This window comes from Methylophilus sp. DMC18, assembly GCF_056314005.1.
On the sequence record NZ_JBQUZE010000002.1, the window covers coordinates 140,770 to 159,335 of the forward strand.

Genomic DNA, 18,566 nt, shown 5'->3' on the forward strand with positions numbered 1-18,566 from the left:
GAACACTGATTCAATATAGAGGGGCACTTTTGGGTAAAAGCGGCGTCTTGATATGAGCAGCATGGGAATGGTTGATGACTGTCTGACCTTGAAGCAAGGTCATTTCCCTCAGGATTGTATGCGAATGAAAAAATATTTATTTTTTGCGCGATCATTTTTTATGTGTTGTCTGTACACAAGTGCTGTGCATGGCTTGGGACTGGTTGCGCAGGCGCAGGCGGATGAAACGTCTGACAAATCGCCGCCCGAGACGGAAGTAGCCGCGGTCGAGACCACGAATCCTGTCATGGCCAGCTACAAGCGCGAGCAGGCGGTGATGCAGAATGACGCCTACAAGCAATTCATTAAATTACAGGTGAGTCTGGCGACAGGCACAAAAAATGCGCTTGGGATCAGCAGTTATGCCGAGGCGCACGCCCATTACTGTGCGTTGGCTGCAGAAACCCGTGATCCTGATGCGCAATTTGCCATGGGCTGGTTTTACAGCATGGGCAAAGGCGTGGAGGTCAATCATGATATTGCCGCGCGTTTTTTCAGCCTGGCGGCGATTCAAGGCCATCGCGATGCCCGGATCTGGCTGGACCAGGGCACTGGTGATGCCTCCGTGGCCAAGCTGCCCGCCTGCATGCAAAATCAGGGGCAGTCAGCGGCTGAGGTGCTGTTCCGTAAACGCGGCCCCATTTACACGCTGGTCAAAAAACATGCGCCTGCTTATGGGGTAGACATTGATTTGGCGATGGCCGTGATTGCAGTGGAGTCCGGCTTTAATCCTAAAGCAACTTCACGCAAAAAGGCCCAGGGCCTGATGCAATTGCTACCCGAGACGCAGGCCAGGTTTCACGTCAAGGATGCTTATGATCCCGAGCAAAATATTAAAGGGGGCTTGTCCTACCTGCGCTGGTTGATCAATTACTTTGATGGCGATGTCGAGCGCGTCGTAGCGGCTTACAATGCCGGGGAACATGCGGTGTCCAGGCATCAGGGCATCCCGCCGTACCCGGAGACACGCGACTATGTGAAGCGCGTGGCGCGTTACTACAAGAAAAAACATCACGAAATCAGGCAAACTGCGGCCATGCGTGACTGGCAGAGCCCGGCGGCCAACTCCTGAATCTTTCTGCTGACTTTTTGTGCTGTTTGACCGGGAGATCCCGGCCAACTTAAAAAACCGGGAACCACCCACACCCAGACTGCCTCTTAGCTGCGTTATCCATTACAATTTGCATTTAATCATTAGGTAGGAGCGGGCAATGGCAGCATGGTTTAAAGGACGTGGCGGCTATGTATTGGGATTTTTGGCCGGATTTGGCATTGTGGCACTCGCCTTGTATATTCAAGTACAAAACCAGCTTGAACCCTGCCCCTTGTGTATCTCGCAACGCATCATTTTCATGAGTCTGGGCTTGTTGTTTTTGCTGCACGCCTTTGTCTCACCCAAATCTTGGCTACATGCCGGATTGGCCCTGATTGAGGTGTTGACGGCGCTTGGCGGCTCGGGGGTGGCGATACGCCACTGGTGGCTACAGGCACACAAAGAAGAAATCTTTGCCGATTGTGGTGTCGGCTTTGATTACATGTTTGAAAACTTCCCGCTGAAAAAAGCACTTACCCTGGTATTTCGTGGTACGGGCGATTGTGCCGCCATAGACTGGACGTTTCTGGGATTAACCTTGCCCCAATTGGGCCTGATCAGTTTTATTCTGTTTGCGGTGTATGCTGGCTGGTTATTTCGTAGCCGTCGCGCTGGATAGCAAAAGTCTCAATCTCAACTTCGGGTGTGCTTTCATCCAGCATGGCCGCTTGTTTTTCAATCGCGTCATGCCAGGCTTTAAAATGCGCTTCGCATGACTGCTCTGCTTGTTGCGAGATGCTCTCTGCTGGCACGCTGGCGGCCTTAAGCTTGGCAGTCTCGCGCTTGAGGCAACCCAGATATTTGGCTTTGGCATACACCTCTTCGGTTTGCAGGCTGGCGATTGCCTGATCAGCCTGATTCAGCGATTGGCACAAGGGGACGGGTTCGCTGGGGATAGTCCAGGCCTTGCCCGAGGTCTTTTGCATATGGATCACACTGGCAATATCGCGGCCACGCTGGTTAATCCAGTATTCCAGAATTTCGTTGCCGCAGCGTTCATCCTGACAGCGCATCACGCTTTTTAACAACCAGGCCGCCTGCTTGGTCATGCGTTCGTCAGAAATGCCGCAGTTGTGGATGACGTCGTGCGAGCGGGATAGATACAATTTGTAATTAGCCCGCCAATTGGGATGGCTGGCACAGGCGACTTTATACAGCGGGTTAGAGACGCTGCACTGGTCTTGCTGCATGCTTTGCAGCCGTTCCGGTGCGCGATTGCCCGTCATGCGGCATGCCAGCGAAATGGCCTGGCCGTAGGCTTGCGTCACCCCCCAGAACGACAGTCTGGCAGAGGCATAATCTGGCCGTTGCTTGAGTGTCTGATCGTTTTTCCAGTCCAGCGTCTCTGAGGCAAGTTCGGACTTGTGAAATACCACTTCGCGTTCAACCTCCATCGAAAACTCACTGCAGGAGGCTTGTACCAATTTGGTGGCAATCGTATCGTCATGATCGTCTGTACGCAGCTTGAAAAGGATAATGTCTTCGTGCTGGCCGACTTGCATGGAGTCTAAATCAACCGACACCGTCAGAAACTTTTCCCGTCCTTGCACCGTATGCCATTGTTCGGCATGCAGGGGTGGGCTGGTAAACAGGCAGCTTGTAAACAGCGTCAGACAGGCGGGAAGTGCGTTTTTGAATAGCATAAAATCAATGGTCATAAATAGAAAGCAGCGGCAAGTGGCCGCCATTGTAATGATTATTCTGCGGCGGAGATAGCGACCTGATTGCGTCCGGCCTGCTTGGCCTCATATAGTGCCTGGTCTGCTCGATGCAGCAATTGTGTCAAGCTGTCCCCCATCCGCAACATTGCCACGCCGCAACTGATGCTGATCTGGCCAATGTCGGGCAAAGATCTGGCGTGTACCTGCTGCCGGATTTTTTCGGCCAGCTTTGCCGCCTGAGCAAGGGTGATGCGGGGCGCATAAATCATCATTTCATCGCCTCCCCAGCGCACGGCAATGTCAGACAGGCGCGTATTTTTCTTGATGCATTCGGCGACGGTTTTAATGACCTGGTCACCGATGACATGGCCGTGCGTGTCATTGATGGATTTAAAACGGTCTATATCTATCAGAATCAGCGCATCCGAGATTTTCCTGCCGACCGTGTGGGTATGCTCAGCAAACACTGTTTCAAAGTGCTGACGATTGCTCAAACCAGTTAAAAAGTCGGTGCTGGACAGCGTTTTTAAGTTTTCTTTTTCAACTTGCAGGGCGGTATTGGCCGCAGCCAGTTGTTCGGTCCGCTGTTTGACCAATGCTTCGAGATCGGTGTTCAGGGCTTTTAAATGATTGGTCTGGCTTTCACGCAGGCATTCGTAGTTGCGGATGATGAAAAACTGTCCAAGCAGGTACAGGCACAAGCTCAGAATATCCAGATGACCATATTCTGAGGGGAAGAGATGCGTTAAGTGATTGCCCACCACCAGCAACAGTAAAATCGCCAGCATCTGGTAGCCCATCTGCCTGCCTTTGAGGTAAAACGCTCCAGCAAGAATAAGGAGCAATAATCCGCTCCGGGTACTGTTGCCAGTCGCCAGAAAATAGACCGTCAAAAACTGGAGAAAGCATAACCAGAGGGCAATGCCGGAGATCAGCTCGACGCGCTGTTTGTTGCGGCGCAAGGCCCATAGCAAGGCAAACGCAATCAGACCAAACACAATATCCACGATGCCGATGAGCGGATGCACGCGCCAACGGATGATGCCCATGCTAAAAGACACGATGCCAAAGAAGGTAAACACGTTGTTTAGGAAAACCACCTTGTAACGCATGTGGTCCGCATCGCCGGACGCTGGAAAAAGCTTGATGGGATGCAACATCATGACAAGCGCTTGGCTAAACCACTTTTTCAACATCCGGTATCCTAAAGAATAATTGTTTTTGTGATGCGATCAGATTATGTAAAATTGAGACTTTGTCGTTAGCTGTACATTACCGCTGAATTTTACATATATTAAGCTGCTGCGTGTCATCGTACGCGCGCATTCACAAATTTTTATGTTTCGGAGTGGTCTTACTTCATCCCCGAAAACAGATTATCGGTCCCTATGAAACCTTACCTGACCCTGGACAATTTTGTTGGAAACACGCCGCTGGTGGCTTTGCAGCGTATGAACCCGAATCCGAGCAATACGATCTTGCTCAAGCTGGAAGGCAATAATCCGGCCGGGTCAGTTAAAGACCGGCCTGCCTACAGCATGATTGTGCGGGCAGAGCAACGCGGGCAAATCAAGCCAGGCGATACGCTGATTGAAGCGACCAGTGGCAATACCGGCATTGCACTGGCCATGGTGGCGGCCATGCGCGGTTACAAAATGGTGTTGGTGATGCCGGAAAACCAGTCCGTTGAACGCCGTCAAAGCATGAAGGCATATGGCGCTGAACTGATCTTGACACCCAAAGACGGCAGTATGGAGTTGGCACGCGATGTGGCACTGAAGTTGCAAGCAGAAGGCGAGGGCATTGTGCTGGATCAGTTTGGCAATCTGGATAATCCGCAAGCGCATTATGAAGGGACCGGGCCGGAAATCTGGCGTGATACCGCCGGAGCGGTGACACACTTTGTATCCAGCATGGGCACCACTGGCACGATTATGGGCACTTCGCGCTTTCTCAAGGAGCAAAATCCTGCCATTCAGATCATCGGCGTGCAGCCGGAGGAGGGGGCGCAAATCCCGGGGATCCGCAAATGGCCAGAAGCCTATCTGCCTAAAATTTATGACCCCAAACGCATAGACGGGTTGCGGTATGTGAGCCAGAAGCATGCAGAAGAGACCACGCGCAAACTGGCAACCAAAGAAGGCGTTTTTGCCGGGATTTCCAGCGGCGGTGCCTTGTATACGGCGATGCAACTCTCCAAAGAAGTGAACAATGCGGTGATTGTCACCATTGTGTGCGATCGTGGCGACCGCTATTTGTCTACAGGCGTGTTTCCCGATTGATGCGCCTATGGGCACTGCTGCTGTGCTGTTGGTCGATGCCGCTTTGGGCCGTGACCGAGCTTAGCTTCAGTGCCGAGAGCGTTGAGGGCGATTTCTTTCAACTCGACCACCCGCACGCGGTGGTCAACTTGCAGCGCAAACAGCATGTGCAAATTCATGCCGAGCGCTTGCAGGTGGGCAATGCCAGCATCGATCACCCGGATATGACACTGGAGATCAGTACGCGCCCCAGCCTGCTGATTACCTCTGAGCAGTTAAAAATGCCTGATTACCAGGTACGCCGACCGCGCATCTATCTGGATTACCGTCCGCAAACTCGGCAACCAGTGGTGACGGTTGATGCTGAAGTCAAAGCGATGCAAGATGAGGTCTGGGGCAAATTCCACGTGTATTGCCAGTTGCCGACACAAGCCAGTCAGGAGACTTGGCAGTGTAATGATGGCTTGTATCATGATGTCCGTTCACATATCCCGTTTAATCTGACGGTGATGCCGACCTGGCACACTGCATCGAACACCAAGGCCAGCAGAGGGCTTGAGCTGCAACTGGCGGTGAAAGACGCCAAATTCAGTGATGCCGCAGGCTTGCATGCGGCGGAGAGACTGACCGGCGTGATGCATATTGCTGCGCATGAGGTGGCGAATGGCTGGCGCTGGCAAGGCGTATTTGAATGGCAGCAAGGCGAGTTGTTCTGGCAACCATTTTATTTTGCCGAGGGCAACAAGCGATTTGAAATCCGTGGCCTGTATGCATCGCCCATTCTGGAGATTGAAGCAGCGACCTTGTCATTGCAAGGCGTAGGCACTTTACACAGTCAAAGCCGGTTTAATCTGGATAGCCAGCGCTTTGAGTTTTTAAAGCTGGATGCCAAAGACGTCGATTTTAACGGCCTTTACCAGTCGTTTATCCAGCCTTTGCTGCCTGATTCCGTGTTCGGACAGCTCAAGGTGAATGGCAAAGCCGACTGGTCTTTTGAGGCCAAAGGCCTGCAGCCGGTGAAGTTTCAGCTGGATGTTGCGGATGCCACGGTTGAAGATCAACGTGGCAAGTTTGGCTTTGCCCATCTGAATGCGCATATTCCCTGGGATTACGATCAGCCGCAGCAGATCAGCATGGGCTATGCCTCTGGCCATGTGCTTAAGATTCCGCTCGGAAAAACGCAATGGCAGGCAAACGTGAATCGGTTCTCGATTACCAGTCCAACTTTGAGCTTGCCTGTGCTGGATGGCGCCTTGATCTTTGAAGACGTGTCTGCCGCCTGGATACATCAGAGCATGGTCTGGCACCTGAAGATGGACATGCAGCCCATCAGCATGCGCACCTTTAGCCAGGCGCTCGGCTGGCCTGCCATGCGTGGTGAGATCAAAGGCCAGATTCCACTCGTGACTTATGCCAACCATGCCTTGCGCATGGATGGGGAGATGCAGCTGAGCTTGTTTAAAGGGCAAGTCGCGCTCTCTGATCTGGAAGTCGATGATCCGCTGGGGGCTGTCCCCAAGCTGCATGCCAATCTGCGCATTCGAGAGATTGATATGGGCGAGATCACTCGGACGTTTAATTTTGGTTCGATTACCGGCAAACTGGAAGGTGATGTCCAGCATTTGCGCTTACAAAACTGGAAGCCTGTCTCTATGAATGCTGTGATACAGACTGCGGATGGCCCTTTTGAGAAAAAAGTGTCTCAACGCGCGGTCGAAAACATCACTGCATTGGGTGGTGAGGGCACGGCGGCAGCCCTGCAACGGACGTTTTTGCGTTTTTTCAAACAGTTTGGCTATGAAAAAATGGGTTTAAGCTGCGAGCTGCGTGGGGATGTTTGTAAAATGGGCGGTGTTGAGCAGATTCCTGGCGGATTCGTCATCGTCAAAGGTGAGGGGATTCCCTCAGTCAACGTGAATGGCTATACCGAATATGTCAGCTGGAAAGATATGCTGGCCCGCATGCGGCGGATCACTGATAGCAATAGCAAAATGATCGTCAAATAAGCGCACTCAATGGCGATAGTTTTAAAGAAAGGAATTCGCGTGATGGGTAGGCAACAACAAAACACGGTTCAAAGGCACAGCGTCGTTTTCAAGCGTTTGATACTCAGCCTGGCCATGCTGCTCAGTGCATGTGTCACCATTAATATTTACTTTCCCGCCGCTGCCGCTGAAAAAGCGGCTGACAAGGTGATTGATGAGGTCTGGCAACTGCCAGCCAGCTCGACCGCACCGACCCCGCCTGCGACGACTCAAGACCCTGTGTCCCCCTCTGTTCAGGAGATCAAACCATGATCCATGCACTGTTTAACCTGTTGTGCCGTTATCGTCAGTCTGCAATCGCTATGCTAACTGTCATCTTGCTGGTTGCCGCACCGCGTGTCGCACTGGCGGCCGCAGATTTGGATATCAACACGCCTGCACTGGCTGCAGTTAAAGCCAGCATGCAAGCGCGCCATCCGCAATTACTGCCTTACTACCAGTCAGGCGCAATTGGCTTTACCGCGGATGGCTATATTGCCATCAAAGAGGCCAGCGGAGTGCCATTATCACAACGTAACATGGTTACCAGCTTGGTCAATCAGGAGAACAACGATCGCACCCAGCTCTACCAGGGCATTGCTGCCGCCAATGGGCATCCAGAGTGGACAGGCGAGATTCAGCGCACCTTTGCCCAACGCTGGATGGATAAAGCGCAAGCGGGCTGGTTTGTGCAGAAGGATGGACAGTGGCTTAAGAAATAAGCGGTCTGAACATACAAAAGCCGAAATGGAAAGCTCCATTTCGGCTTGATTGTGTTACGCAGACGATGTTAGCCGCCTGCCAGCAGAAGCTTAAAAGTGATACTGGAAGCCCAGAGACAACAGGTTCATGTGTGAGTCACTGTCGCCAGCCACTCTGCCATAGTAGGCATAGGTCGCTTTAATATCGACCACTTGATTGATCGGATACTTGTAGCCAAAGCCGGCGACATAGCCCCAGCCTTTATCGTTTACTGAGCTACTTCCTACATTGTTACCCGCCGATGCGCTAATACGTGCATCTAACTCTGAGTAAATGGCACCCGCTTTAACAAAAAAATTGGGGAATTGGCTAGGGCTGAATAAGCCTGATAACTCAACGCCTTTGGCATCGTATTTGATGCTCGCTGATCTGATGTTATCAGAGGCGTCGATTTTTTCTTTAGTGGTTTTGAAGTACGCAAGTTCCAGGGAAAGATTTTCATTGACGCTGTAGCCCGCAAATATCCGTCCTGCGCCTGCATTTCTATCCTGTTTTACCGAGGGGGTTGTGCCAAACTCATCAAACCACGCTTCCTTGAAGTCACGTGTTTGATTTTTTTGCCGAAGGTAAGCGACATCCAAACCAAAATAAAACGGTGTTTGTTGCAAGCCATGCTGGCTTTCTGGCTCAGCGGCACTCACAGTGCTGGCGGCTGACATCAGCAATAGTCCCAAGAGAGAAGTTGTACGCAATAGTTTCATAGAAGTGCCTTTACGGTCTGATTGAGGAATGATTTGTTTTTTTGTTACTTTAGCAGAAAAGGTTAAATTACGTAACTTTTGGTGTGACTATGTTTGTAGGTGTGGGCTGTCACAAATCGGTCATCTAAGACCGCCGAGCAGTAAAGTGTCAGGATGGTGCATAAAACCGCGCTAAATGACTAAAAAGGCAACTTATCTACTGCCATAGATGGTCACAGTGGTGCTGTGGCTGCACAGGCCGGCTCAAAATGACCACGATGCTTATTTTTGGCTTGCCTCGTGGTGAACCGTAGGTATGTCATCAATCAAATCAATTGCTTAAAGCAAATCACCACTGCCAATAGCGCCCCCAAAGTGTGCCGCATTGAACAACTCCGGCAGGTTGCTTCTCTCATCTAGATTGAGAACAAACAGGTAAAAGTCATTGATTTCAGTTTCAGGCATGTTCATTGCATACAATCAAAGTGCGTGTCCCAATGAAAGGAGTTTGTTGTGCCAACTAATCTTTTCGTTCTACCCCGTCTGGGTGAAAGCATTCATCAGCAAGACCTGGGGATTTACTACATTCTGAATCATCACACCGGTCGGGTGCGATCATTGATCCAATTAGCGCGCGAAAACGTGCACTGGTATTTGATGCAGCTGCAACCGATTGCGGATGGACTGGATTATCGCTGGTCGGTGCTGTCGCGTGAGCAAGACTGCGCGCTCAAGGCCGCCTCCGACAAGCAAATTGCACATTACTTTTCCAAGCCTGAATACACTGAACCCTCTGGTGCATGGCAAGTCATGCGCAATGCGCACTTTGGCTTTGGTAAATTCACGCCGATGGCCGCGCCCCAGGAAGTCAGTTACGCGATTCTAACGTTTGACGGTGAAGAAATGCAAACGCCTATCCGATTGCATAAAGCGCCTGCGGAATGGCTGGAGGAAGATTCTGAGACGGATATTATGCAACTGGAATTTGCCTGATCGCGCTTTAATCAGGGGGCAAGCTTGATTCCAAATTATCGGAATCAAGCGACAACTACCACCATTACAGAGTCTCTCACAGTGGTAGTTGCGGTGGATCTGGGGCCAGATGCTGTTATCTCTAAGCCTCAGTGCTGACGACGTTCCCTGCTGGACCACGATTTTGCATATTGGAGGATAAGGCCTGCAAAAAGCCACTCAAGCTGGCATTGCTGCTACTGCCACCAAGTGCGCTAACCAGTGACTGAAAACTGCTCTCCAGCGCACTGTTCTGGTTTGTTGATCCAGTGGAGGTCGTGTTACTGGCCGTTGTGTTGCTGGAATCACTACTTGTATTTAAAGCGCTAATCAAGCTTTGTAGTTTTGCTTCCATATCTTGTTTGCCATGGCCGCCGAAATGACGGTGTACGCCTGCTGTTGTGTTGGCATCAACACTCGTCTTGTCTGTACTGTCACTCGTACTTTCTGTATTGGTGCCAGCCGTCCCCTGTGATTGCAGGGCGCCCATCAGGTTTTGTAAAAAACTGCTCAATGCATCACTGGCATCTGTACTCGTGCTTGTTGTGCTACTTGTATCTGTGCTCTCTGTGCTGGTACTTGCACTGTTAGTCCCCTGACTGCCGAAGAGAGATTCCAGACCGCCTGAAATGCCAGCACTTTTCAGCGCTGCGTCTATCGCCCCCAAAAATCCGCCGCCATCCTTGCCTTGTTTGTCGCCATCTGGGGGTGGCGGCGGTTGCATGCCATTACGCTGCCCTACTTGCGCAAGCGATTGAATGTAGTTGTTACTGCCGATTGAACTGATAGATGTCATGATGAGTACTCCGTAAGTTTTTAAAGGTTCAGGGCTGAAGCAATTGCTCCCTGGCAATGCTCTTGTTGACTGAACGGATACAGAGTAATACGGCATCTCTAGGTTTGATAGACTAAAAAAACATAAAAAACCTTTATAAATCATATATTTAAATGTATCAATTGATACAAAAGTGCACTGATTGTATCTTTTGATACAAACGCAGTCTTTTTTCTACAAGCTGACTGCATAGATTGCTGTCAGCACTGGCGCTGTGCTATTTTAAAAGCGACTCTTTAACAGGAAATCCGATGCTTAGTTTGGTGTTTGATATTGAAACGATTCCCGATGTTGCGGGGATCCGCCAGTTACATGATCTGCCAGCCAGTTTGAGCGACGACGAGGCGGCGAATATCGCTTTTCATCAGCGGCGCCAGCAAAATGGCACGGAGTTTCTGCCGCATCATTTGCAGCGCGTGTGTGCGATTTCTTGCGCCTTGCGTGAAGGGAACCAATTTCGCGTCTGGACGCTTGGCGATGAGCAAGCCAGTGAAGCTGAAATTATCCAGCGCTTTTTTGACGGGATTGAAAAATACACCCCTAACCTGGTGAGCTGGAATGGGAGTGGTTTTGATTTGCCGGTGCTGCATTACCGCGCCATGGTGCATGGCATTGCTGCGCCACGCTATTGGGATCTGGGCGAAGACGACAAGGATTTTAAATGGAATAACTATATCAGCCGTTATCACATGCGCCATCTGGATTTAATGGATGTACTAGCCATGTATAGCGGACGTGCCAATGCCCCACTGGATGACATGGCCCAGCTGTGTGGCTTCCCAGGCAAGCTTGGCATGGATGGCAGCAAGGTCTGGCAGGCCTATCTTAACGGTGAAGTCAAGGCGATCCGCGATTATTGCGAAACGGATGTTGCCAATACGCATTTGGTGTACCTGCGCTTTTTAAAAATGCGTGGGCATTTGAATGAGGCCGGTTACCAGTCAGAAATCCAGCTGGTGCGGGATACGCTGGCAGCCTATCCTGGCGAACACTGGCAGCAGTTTATGGCTGCCTGGGACGCAATGGATTCCACTGTTTAAGGCGTCGCTGTCGGTGCAGGTTCCTCAGCGCTTTGATCGTCAGTCACCGGCTCGACAGTATCCTCATCAATCTTGTTTTTCCAATTAAGAATGATGCGTTTAGATTTTTTTGCGTCGTGCACAAAACGGTAGCGCTGCTCGCTACCCAGGTAGCTGGCAACCGCCTGGTATTTGCCACTCGGCAAGTTGAGCAACAGTCTCGGTGCGGCATGGTCTAGCGCAAATACTTCCTGATTTTTACTGTCCAGAATGGCCAGCTGGATATCATCAATGACGCGACCCGCCTTGCCCTCGGAAAACAGGAAATACAAATTGAATTGTTTTTTAAAGGCTTCCATGGCCTCCACTTCTTCTGAGCCTATGCCGCCAGTGACGTATTGAACCCCATGCGCATCCTGCTGGATGGAAATGTCATCGGCATGGCACACCCCGGTCGCGAATAGCGAGAGGCAGATGGCGAGTGAAAGGCAATATTTTTTTAACATGGTGACCTCCTCATTTTGATTAGACCTTGAAACGATTGTATGCCCAAATCAGGTAAAATAACAGGTTATGAGAAATAGCCGTCAACGATCATCCAATTTATCCCCCGCTGCCAAGGCAGCGCAAACTCCGCGCCGTGCCAGCATTGAATCACTCGACCAGGAAGGACGGGGCGTTGCCCATGTCGATGGTAAGGTGATTTTTATCGAAGGGGCCCTGCCATTTGAAGAAGTCCTGTTTGTTTCGCACCATGTCAAATCGACCTATGAGCTGGCGACCGCGACTGAGGTGCTGAAAGCTTCGAGCCAGCGCGTAACCCCTGGCTGTGCTTATTTTGGCATTTGCGGTGGCTGTGCCATGCAACATCTGGAGTTTTCGGCACAGGTCGCAGCCAAGCAACGTATGCTGGAAAATGATTTGTGGCATATTGGCCGCGTCAAACCTGCCAAGATTTTACCGCCTATTCAGGGCACGCCTTGGCACTACCGGCACAAAGCCCGTTTACGCGTGCGCTATGTCGAGAAAAAGGGTGGGGTGCTGGTGGGCTTTAATGAAAAGGGCAGCAGCTATGTCACTTTTATGGACAGCTGTGAAGTCCTGACCCAACCGGTGTCCGATTTGATCTTGCCGTTGAAAGCGTTGATTGGACAGCTCTCAGTTAAACAGTCGCTGCCACAGATTGAACTGGCGGTAGGTGAAGATGCTACGGTACTGGTGCTACGCATTCTGGAAGCGCTGACCGAGGACGATGTGGCCTTGCTGAAAACCTTTGAAGAGGCGCATGGTGTGCAAATGTGGACGCAAACCAAAGGTCCCGACACGGTCAAGCCTTTGTTTGATCATGGCGATAAATTGCACTACAGCCTGCCTGAGTTTGGTTTGGAGTATCCCTTTAATCCGACGGAGTTTACGCAGGTCAACCCTGCCATCAACCGCGTCATGATTCGTCGTGCCATGCAGTTGTTGCAGCCGCAGGCGGGTGAGCGTATCGCCGATTTTTTCTGTGGGCTCGGTAATTTTACCTTGCCGATTGCGCGTAGTGGCGCCACGGTGTATGGGGTGGAAGGTGCGCAGGCGCTGGTGAAGCGGGCGATTGAAAACGCAGGCCTTAATGGCGTGACCAATGTCGAGTTTGCCGAGTCTGATCTGTTTGATATGACGCCTGAGTCATTATTGGCCTTGGGCGCGTTTGACAAATGGCTGATTGATCCCCCGCGTGATGGTGCGATTGAACTGATCAAGGCATTGCCCGAGGCTGAAGATCCGAATGACAGTCACGCGCCCTCACGCATTGTTTATGTCTCTTGTAACCCTTCCACGCTGGCACGCGATGCTGCCATTCTGACTCAGGTCAAGGGTTACCGCTTAGAGGCGGCCGGGGTGATGAATATGTTCCCGCATACGGCGCACGTTGAATCGATTGCTGTGTTTGAGAAGGATTGATGTGCTAGCTGTTCCTCTGCGCTGGCTCAAGCTGGCGCACCTTTTGGCGTTGATCTGTTTAGGGGGAGGGGTGGCCGGCTGTCATTCTTCCAATGCACCGAATACACTGGTGTTTGCAGTGGCGCAGGCGCCACTCAATCTGGATCCGCGCTATGCTACCGATGCGGCTTCAGAGCGGGTCAATCGCCTGGTTTATCAGCGACTGGTCGAGTTTGATGCCGCATCACACGAGGTCGCCGGGTTGGCTTCGTGGCAGCAACTGGATCCCCTGCATTACCGTTTTCACTTGCTGCGGGCCCCAGTATTTCATGATGGCCAGCCTTTGACGGCCACCGATGTGAAAGCGACGTACGATAGCCTGCTCACACTCAAAGACTCGCCCCATACTGCCGAATTCAGGCATATTCGCAACATTAGCACCCCGGATGCAAAGACCATAGACTTTACGTTGGCGCATGCCGATCCCCATTTTGCGGCGCGTATGATTGTCGGCATCCTCCCCGCACGATTAATTGCGGCTGCGCATGACTTTAGCCATGCGCCAGTGGGCAGTGGGCCGTTCAAGTTCGATGGCTGGTCATCTTCGCTGGTGCTGGAGCGATTGGGAGATGGACTCAAGGTGCGCTTTGAAGAAGTCAAAGACCCGAATGTGCGCGTGCTCAAGCTCAAGCGTGGTGAGGCCGATTTGATTCAGGGCGATTTGCCGCCTGAGCTGGTCAAGTATCTGCAAACACAAGCGAATATCACGGTGAATACCGGGGTGGGTGCCAATTACTCTTATCTGGGCATTAATGCCCAGGCAGCTTTTTTAAAGGATGCGCGCGTGCGGCAAGCGATTGCGTATGCGATTGATCCACAGGCCATCATCGATAAAGTCATGGTCAGTCAAAGTCGGCAAGCCAGTGCTATCCTGCCGCCCGAACATTATGCGGGCAATGCGCAATTGCAGCCATATCATTACGATCCCGCTCGCGCCAGACAGTTATTGGCAGCTGCCGGGGTCAAGCTGCCATTGACGCTGATCTATAAAACCAGCACAGACCCGCAACGGGTGCGGCTGGCGACGATTTTGCAGGCACAGATGCAAGCCGCAGGCATAGACTTGCAAATCAAGAGCCTGGATTGGGGCACTTTTTTTGCCGATGTGCAAAAAGGCAATTTTCAACTTTACGGCTTAACCTGGGTGGGTATTAAAACCCCGGAAATCTACGGCAAAGTCTTTGGTTCCAAGAGTATTCCGCCCACAGGTTTTAACCGAGGGCGGTATCAGGATGCCCAACTGGATGCCTTGCTGGAGAAAGAAGACTGGCCTGCCGTCACGCAACGTGTCCACCAGCAGTTGCCCGTGATTCCACTCTGGTATGAAGGTCAGTTTGCCGCCTATCGAGGATCAATTAAACGCTATACCCCGGCGCCGGATGGCAATTGGGATGGGTTGACCAAAGTGGCTTTTCACGCTGCGCCACATTAAGCTTGCTTAAACCGGGGCCTGAACACCAAACCAGTGGCCAATCAGCGCCGTGGCGACCATGGCCAGCGCGCCCCAGATCACCACGCGGATGACGCTTTTGCTGACACTGGCCCCGCCAGTGCGTGCGGCCACCATGCCTAGCAAGGCCAAAAATGGCAAGGTGCTGAACATCAGCCACGACTGCACTTGTGCATGCGGGGCGAGTAGCGTGGTCAGCAATGGCAATAGCGCGCCGCTAGAAAAGGCTAATGCCGAGGCAAATGCAGCTTGCAGTGGTTTAGCCTGGTTGATGTCATGCAAGCCTAATTCGTCACGCGCATGTGCCCCTAAAGAATCATGTTGTGACAGCTCCTGCGCGACCTGTTTTGCCAGCGCAGGCGACAAACCGCGCTGGATATAAATGCCTGTGAGTTCACGCAACTCGCTTTCAGGGTTTTGTTTGAGCTCTTGCGCCTCACGCGCGAGGTCGGCCTGTTCAATATCGGTTTGCGAGCTCACCGAGACATATTCGCCGGCAGCCATGGATAATGCCCCAGCGACCAGCCCGGCGATGCCCGTCATCATTAATGCCTGTTGCGCAGTCCCCGCTGCTGCCACACCCATCAGCAAACTGGCGGTAGAGATAATGCCATCATTGGCGCCTAATACGGCTGCACGTAACCAGCCACTGCGCTGTAAAAAATGTTTTTCATGATGTTGCATGGCGCACCTGTAGGATTGAGGGATTGCGATAGAGGGCCGAGTTTAAAAGCATTGGTGCAACGATTGTAATGCAATTTATATTGCCCCAGACGCTCGACTTGCAAATCTGCGGTCAACGGCCATGCAATTGCGATTAAATGGCTTAGAATAATAACTATGCATATTGATATTTCAATTCCGGCGCAAACGCTGACCTTGTTTGATGATCAGGGCCAGCCGCGCAAACAGTACGCAGTGTCAACGGCGGCGAATGGGGTAGGCTGTGTCAAAAACAGCGGTTGTACACCGCTAGGCACCCATATTGTTCGCGCCAAAATTGGCGAGGGTGCGCCGGAAAACACCGTATTCGTTGGCCGCCGGCCCACTGGAGAGATTTTTACACCAGCCTTGAAACAGGCGTTTCCTGAACGTGACTGGATTCTAACCCGCATTTTATGGCTCAGTGGCACCGAGCCCGGTAAAAACCGCCTCGGAGAAGTAGACACCATGCAGCGGTATATTTACATTCACGGCACGCCTGACAGCACCGAGCTTGGCAAGCCCGGATCGCACGGCTGTGTACGCATGCGTAATACTGACCTGATTGAGTTATTTGATCTGGTGCCTGTGGGTACCCCAGTCCATCTGCACGAGGCGGATGATTAAGCGTTTATTGACATTGCTGCCTGTGGTGCTGGGGGTGCTCTGCCTGACATTCCTGCTACTACATCTGGTGCCGGGCGATCCGGTGGATGTCATGCTGGGCGAGTCTGCCAGTGTGGCCGACCGCGAGGCGCTCAAAGCAGAACTCGGCCTGAATCAGCCATTGTGGCAGCAGTTTTTGCAATATACTGCCCATCTCTTGCACGGTGACTTTGGTGTCTCCATACACACGCATACCGATATTTCAACCTTGTTGCTGCAAACCTATCCAGCGACCATGCTATTAGCGGTGTCGGCCTTGTGCATAGGCATCAGCATTGGTGTTCCGCTGGGCGTCTGGTCTGCACTCAAGGCAGGACATTGGCAAGACGTGATGATCACTTTGTTCAGTATCCGTGTCGCGGCCATGCCGGCATTTTGGCTCGGGCCCTTGCTCATGCTGGTTTTTGCCGTCTGGCTGGGCTGGTTGCCCGTGAGCGGGATGGAAAGCGCGGCAAGTGTGGTGTTGCCCGCGCTGACCCTGGGTTTGGGCTTAAGTGCCATTCTCACGCGCATGACACGCACCAGCTTGCTCGAGGTCCTGCATGAGGACTATATCCGCACGGCGCGCGCCAAAGGCTTAAGCGAGCAACAAGTGGTCCTTAAACATGCCCTGCGGGCGGCCTTGTTGCCGCTGGTGACCATTGTTGGTCTGCAAATGGGCAGTTTGCTGGCCGGGGCGGTGATCACAGAAACCATTTTTGGCTGGAATGGCGTCGGTCGCCTGCTGGTGGATAGTATAGAAAAACGCGACTACCCGGTGACGCAGGCCTGTGTGCTGGTGATTGCCTTGAGCTATGTACTGATTAACCAGGGCACAGATTTGGCCTATCGCTGGCTGGATCCACGCACGCGAGGTCAGGCATGAAGACCTTTTCTCTGCTGACCCTGGCGTTTTGGCTGCTGGCGGTACTACTTGGTCGCCTGGTCGAGATGAGTCCCAACCAGATTGATCTGGATGCGATTTTACAATGGCCAAGTGCACAGCACTGGCTGGGAACTGATGACCTGGGCCGTGACATTCTGGCGCGCGTATTACATGGCGTAGAAGTGTCATTCATGGTGACGGTGATCGTGACGACCATGACCATGGCGATAGGGCTGACGATAGGCTTGCTGGCCGGGTATCATGGCGGCAGGCTGGATGATGTACTCATGCAAATCACCAGTATTTTTCTGGCATTCCCCGGGATCTTGCTGGCGATTGCGTTTGCCGCCGTGCTGGGTGCGGGTCTCAATAACCTGATCCTGGCCTTATGTCTGACCGGCTGGGTGACCTACGCCAGACTATCGCGCGGGCAAGCTCTGGCACTACGCCAGCGCCTGCATGTGCTGGCGGCCGAGTCATTAGGCGCTGGCGCATGGCGTATCATGTTGCGCCACATCTTGCCGCTATTGCTGTCCATTTTAATGGTTGAGGCTGCCTACAGCATGGCCAGTGTCATGATTGCCGAAGCTTCGCTGTCCTTTCTTGGCCTGGGGATTCAGGCCCCGGAAGCCTCCTGGGGTGCCATGTTGCGTGATGCGGTGCGCTTTATGCTGGTCGCCCCCCATTATGTGTTGACCGTAGGCGTGTGCATGATGAGCCTGATCCTGGCAATTAACTTGGGGGGGGATGTCTTGCGGGACAAGCTGGATGTGCGTCAGGGAGTGCAAGCATGAAAAAACAATACCGTTATTACGATCTGATCATGGCCGCATTTGCGGTCGTGCTGGTTTGTTCCAACCTGATCGGCCCCGGTAAAATCACTGAAATCCACGCCCCTGTGCTGGGTGCACTCACGTTTGGCGCGGGCATCATGTTTTTCCCCATCAGTTTTATTTTTGGCGATATCCTCACTGAGGTGTATGGCTATGCCGCCTCGCGTCGCGTCATTTGGACCGGCTTTATCTGCCTGGCTTTTGCCAGCCTGATGGCCTGGGTGATTGTGGCCTTGCCGCCCGCACCGGACTGGCATGATCAGGCGGCCTATCAATCTGTGTTTGGCTCGACCGCCCGCATAGCGCTGGCTTCGCTGGTGTCTTTTGTGGCCGGTGAGTTTGTGAATTCATTTGTCCTGGCCAAAATGAAAGTGTTGACCAGTGGCCGCTGGTTATGGAGCCGCACCATAGGCTCGACCATTTTTGGCGAGGCGGTTGATACCATGTTATTTTTTCCGCTGGCCTTTTATGGCTCAGGCGAATTCCCAGATGCCATGATGCCGCAAATTGTGCTGGCGCAATTTACGGCCAAAGTGCTGGTAGAAGTCGCTTTTACGCCAGTCACCTATAAAATCGTCGCTTTTCTCAAACGGGCAGAAAAAGAAGACTATTACGATACCCATACCGACTTTAGCCCGTTTAAGCTTTAAACTGGCTACCTTTGACAACTTCTGATTAT

Annotated in this window: 21 protein-coding genes; 14 read left to right on the forward strand and 7 right to left on the reverse strand. The window is 52.2% G+C overall.

Features of this window, described 5'->3' with window-relative positions:
- Positions 1-124: 124 nt before the first annotated feature.
- Complete coding sequence (locus ACT53G_RS04555; protein ID WP_476168833.1) at positions 125-1,111, forward strand: lytic transglycosylase domain-containing protein; 987 nt, start codon at positions 125-127, stop codon at positions 1,109-1,111.
- Between the two features lie 139 nt (positions 1,112-1,250).
- Positions 1,251-1,751: a disulfide bond formation protein B gene (locus ACT53G_RS04560; RefSeq protein WP_476168834.1), complete on the forward strand. Its 501-nt coding sequence runs from the start codon at positions 1,251-1,253 to the stop codon at positions 1,749-1,751.
- Here the strand turns inward: ACT53G_RS04560 and ACT53G_RS04565 are convergent.
- Together ACT53G_RS04565 and ACT53G_RS04570 are read right to left on the reverse strand one after the other, a co-directional pair.
- Positions 1,696-2,790: a hypothetical protein gene (locus ACT53G_RS04565; RefSeq protein WP_476168835.1), complete on the reverse strand. Its 1,095-nt coding sequence runs from the start codon at positions 2,788-2,790 to the stop codon at positions 1,696-1,698. The genes ACT53G_RS04560 and ACT53G_RS04565 overlap by 56 nt on opposite strands.
- A 38-nt stretch (positions 2,791-2,828) precedes the next feature.
- Positions 2,829-3,956 (reverse strand): GGDEF domain-containing protein, encoded by a 1,128-nt coding sequence (locus tag ACT53G_RS04570; protein WP_275355848.1) that lies wholly within the window; start codon positions 3,954-3,956, stop codon positions 2,829-2,831.
- Between the two features lie 225 nt (positions 3,957-4,181).
- On the opposite strand from ACT53G_RS04570, the gene cysM reads away from it, so the two are divergent.
- From cysM to ACT53G_RS04590, 4 genes are read left to right on the forward strand one after another with little or no spacing between them, the layout of a single operon-like run.
- Entirely contained in the window at positions 4,182-5,075 is an 894-nt protein-coding gene (cysM, locus tag ACT53G_RS04575) for a cysteine synthase CysM (protein WP_275355846.1), read from the forward strand.
- A gap of 50 nt (positions 5,076-5,125) precedes the next feature.
- Positions 5,126-7,060 carry a hypothetical protein gene (locus ACT53G_RS04580; protein WP_476168836.1) on the forward strand — a complete coding sequence of 645 codons (1,935 nt, stop codon included), beginning with the start codon at positions 5,126-5,128 and terminating at the stop codon, positions 7,058-7,060.
- A gap of 42 nt (positions 7,061-7,102) precedes the next feature.
- Entirely contained in the window at positions 7,103-7,351 is a 249-nt protein-coding gene (locus ACT53G_RS04585; RefSeq protein ID WP_194748204.1) for a hypothetical protein, read from the forward strand.
- Between the two features lie 50 nt (positions 7,352-7,401).
- The gene (locus ACT53G_RS04590) at positions 7,402-7,800 is read left to right on the forward strand and encodes a YdbL family probable chaperone protein (RefSeq protein WP_476169010.1); all 399 of its coding nucleotides are present in this window, start codon (positions 7,402-7,404) and stop codon (positions 7,798-7,800) included.
- Positions 7,801-7,890: 90 nt separating this feature from the next.
- Here the strand turns inward: ACT53G_RS04590 and ACT53G_RS04595 are convergent, their stop codons facing one another.
- Together ACT53G_RS04595 and ACT53G_RS04600 are read right to left on the reverse strand one after the other, a co-directional pair.
- The gene (locus tag ACT53G_RS04595) at positions 7,891-8,541 is read right to left on the reverse strand and encodes an outer membrane beta-barrel protein (protein WP_476168837.1); all 651 of its coding nucleotides are present in this window, start codon (positions 8,539-8,541) and stop codon (positions 7,891-7,893) included.
- 318 nt (positions 8,542-8,859) lie between these two features.
- Positions 8,860-8,985, reverse strand: a complete 126-nt coding sequence (locus tag ACT53G_RS04600; RefSeq protein WP_313988418.1) for a hypothetical protein — start codon at positions 8,983-8,985, stop codon at positions 8,860-8,862.
- Between the two features lie 48 nt (positions 8,986-9,033).
- Here ACT53G_RS04600 and ACT53G_RS04605 point away from each other — a divergent pair, with 48 nt between their 5' ends.
- The gene (locus ACT53G_RS04605; protein ID WP_313988415.1) at positions 9,034-9,513 is read left to right on the forward strand and encodes a hypothetical protein; all 480 of its coding nucleotides are present in this window, start codon (positions 9,034-9,036) and stop codon (positions 9,511-9,513) included.
- Between the two features lie 121 nt (positions 9,514-9,634).
- Here ACT53G_RS04605 and ACT53G_RS04610 read toward each other — a convergent pair whose 3' ends face one another.
- A complete protein-coding gene (locus ACT53G_RS04610; protein WP_476168838.1) occupies positions 9,635-10,327 on the reverse strand; it encodes a hypothetical protein in 693 nt (230 codons plus the stop codon).
- 290 nt (positions 10,328-10,617) lie between these two features.
- Here ACT53G_RS04610 and ACT53G_RS04615 point away from each other — a divergent pair, with 290 nt between their 5' ends.
- Positions 10,618-11,406, forward strand: a complete 789-nt coding sequence (locus ACT53G_RS04615; RefSeq protein WP_476154203.1) for a 3'-5' exonuclease — start codon at positions 10,618-10,620, stop codon at positions 11,404-11,406.
- Here the strand turns inward: ACT53G_RS04615 and ACT53G_RS04620 are convergent.
- Entirely contained in the window at positions 11,403-11,891 is a 489-nt protein-coding gene (locus ACT53G_RS04620; protein WP_476154205.1) for a hypothetical protein, read from the reverse strand. The two genes, ACT53G_RS04615 and ACT53G_RS04620, sit on opposite strands and share 4 nt — an antisense overlap.
- A 67-nt stretch (positions 11,892-11,958) precedes the next feature.
- Between ACT53G_RS04620 and rlmD the strand changes: the two genes are divergently transcribed.
- The gene (gene rlmD, locus ACT53G_RS04625; protein WP_338654778.1) at positions 11,959-13,332 is read left to right on the forward strand and encodes a 23S rRNA (uracil(1939)-C(5))-methyltransferase RlmD; all 1,374 of its coding nucleotides are present in this window, start codon (positions 11,959-11,961) and stop codon (positions 13,330-13,332) included.
- Positions 13,333-13,348: 16 nt separating this feature from the next.
- Positions 13,349-14,803, forward strand: a complete 1,455-nt coding sequence (locus ACT53G_RS04630) for an ABC transporter substrate-binding protein (RefSeq protein ID WP_476169011.1) — start codon at positions 13,349-13,351, stop codon at positions 14,801-14,803.
- Positions 14,804-14,809: 6 nt separating this feature from the next.
- Here ACT53G_RS04630 and ACT53G_RS04635 read toward each other — a convergent pair whose 3' ends face one another.
- Entirely contained in the window at positions 14,810-15,505 is a 696-nt protein-coding gene (locus ACT53G_RS04635) for a VIT1/CCC1 transporter family protein (protein ID WP_476168839.1), read from the reverse strand.
- Positions 15,506-15,661: 156 nt separating this feature from the next.
- Here ACT53G_RS04635 and ACT53G_RS04640 point away from each other — a divergent pair, with 156 nt between their 5' ends.
- The 4 genes from ACT53G_RS04640 to ACT53G_RS04655 are packed head-to-tail and all read left to right on the forward strand — an operon-like array spanning position 15,662 to position 18,537.
- Positions 15,662-16,150, forward strand: coding sequence for a L,D-transpeptidase (locus ACT53G_RS04640; RefSeq protein ID WP_194748195.1), 489 nt, complete (start codon positions 15,662-15,664; stop codon positions 16,148-16,150).
- Complete coding sequence (gene nikB / locus ACT53G_RS04645; protein ID WP_476168840.1) at positions 16,143-17,054, forward strand: nickel ABC transporter permease; 912 nt, start codon at positions 16,143-16,145, stop codon at positions 17,052-17,054. Before ACT53G_RS04640 ends, nikB begins: the two co-directional genes overlap by 8 nt.
- Positions 17,051-17,848: an ABC transporter permease gene (locus ACT53G_RS04650; RefSeq protein ID WP_476145530.1), complete on the forward strand. Its 798-nt coding sequence runs from the start codon at positions 17,051-17,053 to the stop codon at positions 17,846-17,848. Before nikB ends, ACT53G_RS04650 begins: the two co-directional genes overlap by 4 nt.
- On the forward strand, positions 17,845-18,537 hold the full coding sequence (locus ACT53G_RS04655; RefSeq protein ID WP_194748192.1) for a queuosine precursor transporter: 693 nt from the start codon (positions 17,845-17,847) through the stop codon (positions 18,535-18,537). Before ACT53G_RS04650 ends, ACT53G_RS04655 begins: the two co-directional genes overlap by 4 nt.
- Positions 18,538-18,566: the final 29 nt, after the last annotated feature.

Coding starts and splice junctions, on each gene's coding strand:
- rlmD (WP_338654778.1), top strand. CDS start 11,959: ATGAGAAATAGCCGTCAACGATCATCCAATTTATCCCCCGCTGCCAAG.
- ACT53G_RS04620 (WP_476154205.1), bottom strand. CDS start 11,891: ATGTTAAAAAAATATTGCCTTTCACTCGCCATCTGCCTCTCGCTATTC.
- ACT53G_RS04570 (WP_275355848.1), bottom strand. CDS start 3,956: ATGATGTTGCATCCCATCAAGCTTTTTCCAGCGTCCGGCGATGCGGAC.
- ACT53G_RS04650 (WP_476145530.1), top strand. CDS start 17,051: ATGAAGACCTTTTCTCTGCTGACCCTGGCGTTTTGGCTGCTGGCGGTA.
- ACT53G_RS04595 (WP_476168837.1), bottom strand. CDS start 8,541: ATGAAACTATTGCGTACAACTTCTCTCTTGGGACTATTGCTGATGTCA.
- ACT53G_RS04565 (WP_476168835.1), bottom strand. CDS start 2,790: ATGACCATTGATTTTATGCTATTCAAAAACGCACTTCCCGCCTGTCTG.
- ACT53G_RS04585 (WP_194748204.1), top strand. CDS start 7,103: ATGGGTAGGCAACAACAAAACACGGTTCAAAGGCACAGCGTCGTTTTC.
- cysM (WP_275355846.1), top strand. CDS start 4,182: ATGAAACCTTACCTGACCCTGGACAATTTTGTTGGAAACACGCCGCTG.
- ACT53G_RS04640 (WP_194748195.1), top strand. CDS start 15,662: ATGCATATTGATATTTCAATTCCGGCGCAAACGCTGACCTTGTTTGAT.
- ACT53G_RS04615 (WP_476154203.1), top strand. CDS start 10,618: ATGCTTAGTTTGGTGTTTGATATTGAAACGATTCCCGATGTTGCGGGG.
- ACT53G_RS04560 (WP_476168834.1), top strand. CDS start 1,251: ATGGCAGCATGGTTTAAAGGACGTGGCGGCTATGTATTGGGATTTTTG.
- ACT53G_RS04655 (WP_194748192.1), top strand. CDS start 17,845: ATGAAAAAACAATACCGTTATTACGATCTGATCATGGCCGCATTTGCG.
- ACT53G_RS04555 (WP_476168833.1), top strand. CDS start 125: ATGAAAAAATATTTATTTTTTGCGCGATCATTTTTTATGTGTTGTCTG.
- ACT53G_RS04590 (WP_476169010.1), top strand. CDS start 7,402: ATGCTAACTGTCATCTTGCTGGTTGCCGCACCGCGTGTCGCACTGGCG.
- ACT53G_RS04610 (WP_476168838.1), bottom strand. CDS start 10,327: ATGACATCTATCAGTTCAATCGGCAGTAACAACTACATTCAATCGCTT.
- nikB (WP_476168840.1), top strand. CDS start 16,143: ATGATTAAGCGTTTATTGACATTGCTGCCTGTGGTGCTGGGGGTGCTC.
- ACT53G_RS04600 (WP_313988418.1), bottom strand. CDS start 8,985: ATGCCTGAAACTGAAATCAATGACTTTTACCTGTTTGTTCTCAATCTA.
- ACT53G_RS04635 (WP_476168839.1), bottom strand. CDS start 15,505: ATGCAACATCATGAAAAACATTTTTTACAGCGCAGTGGCTGGTTACGT.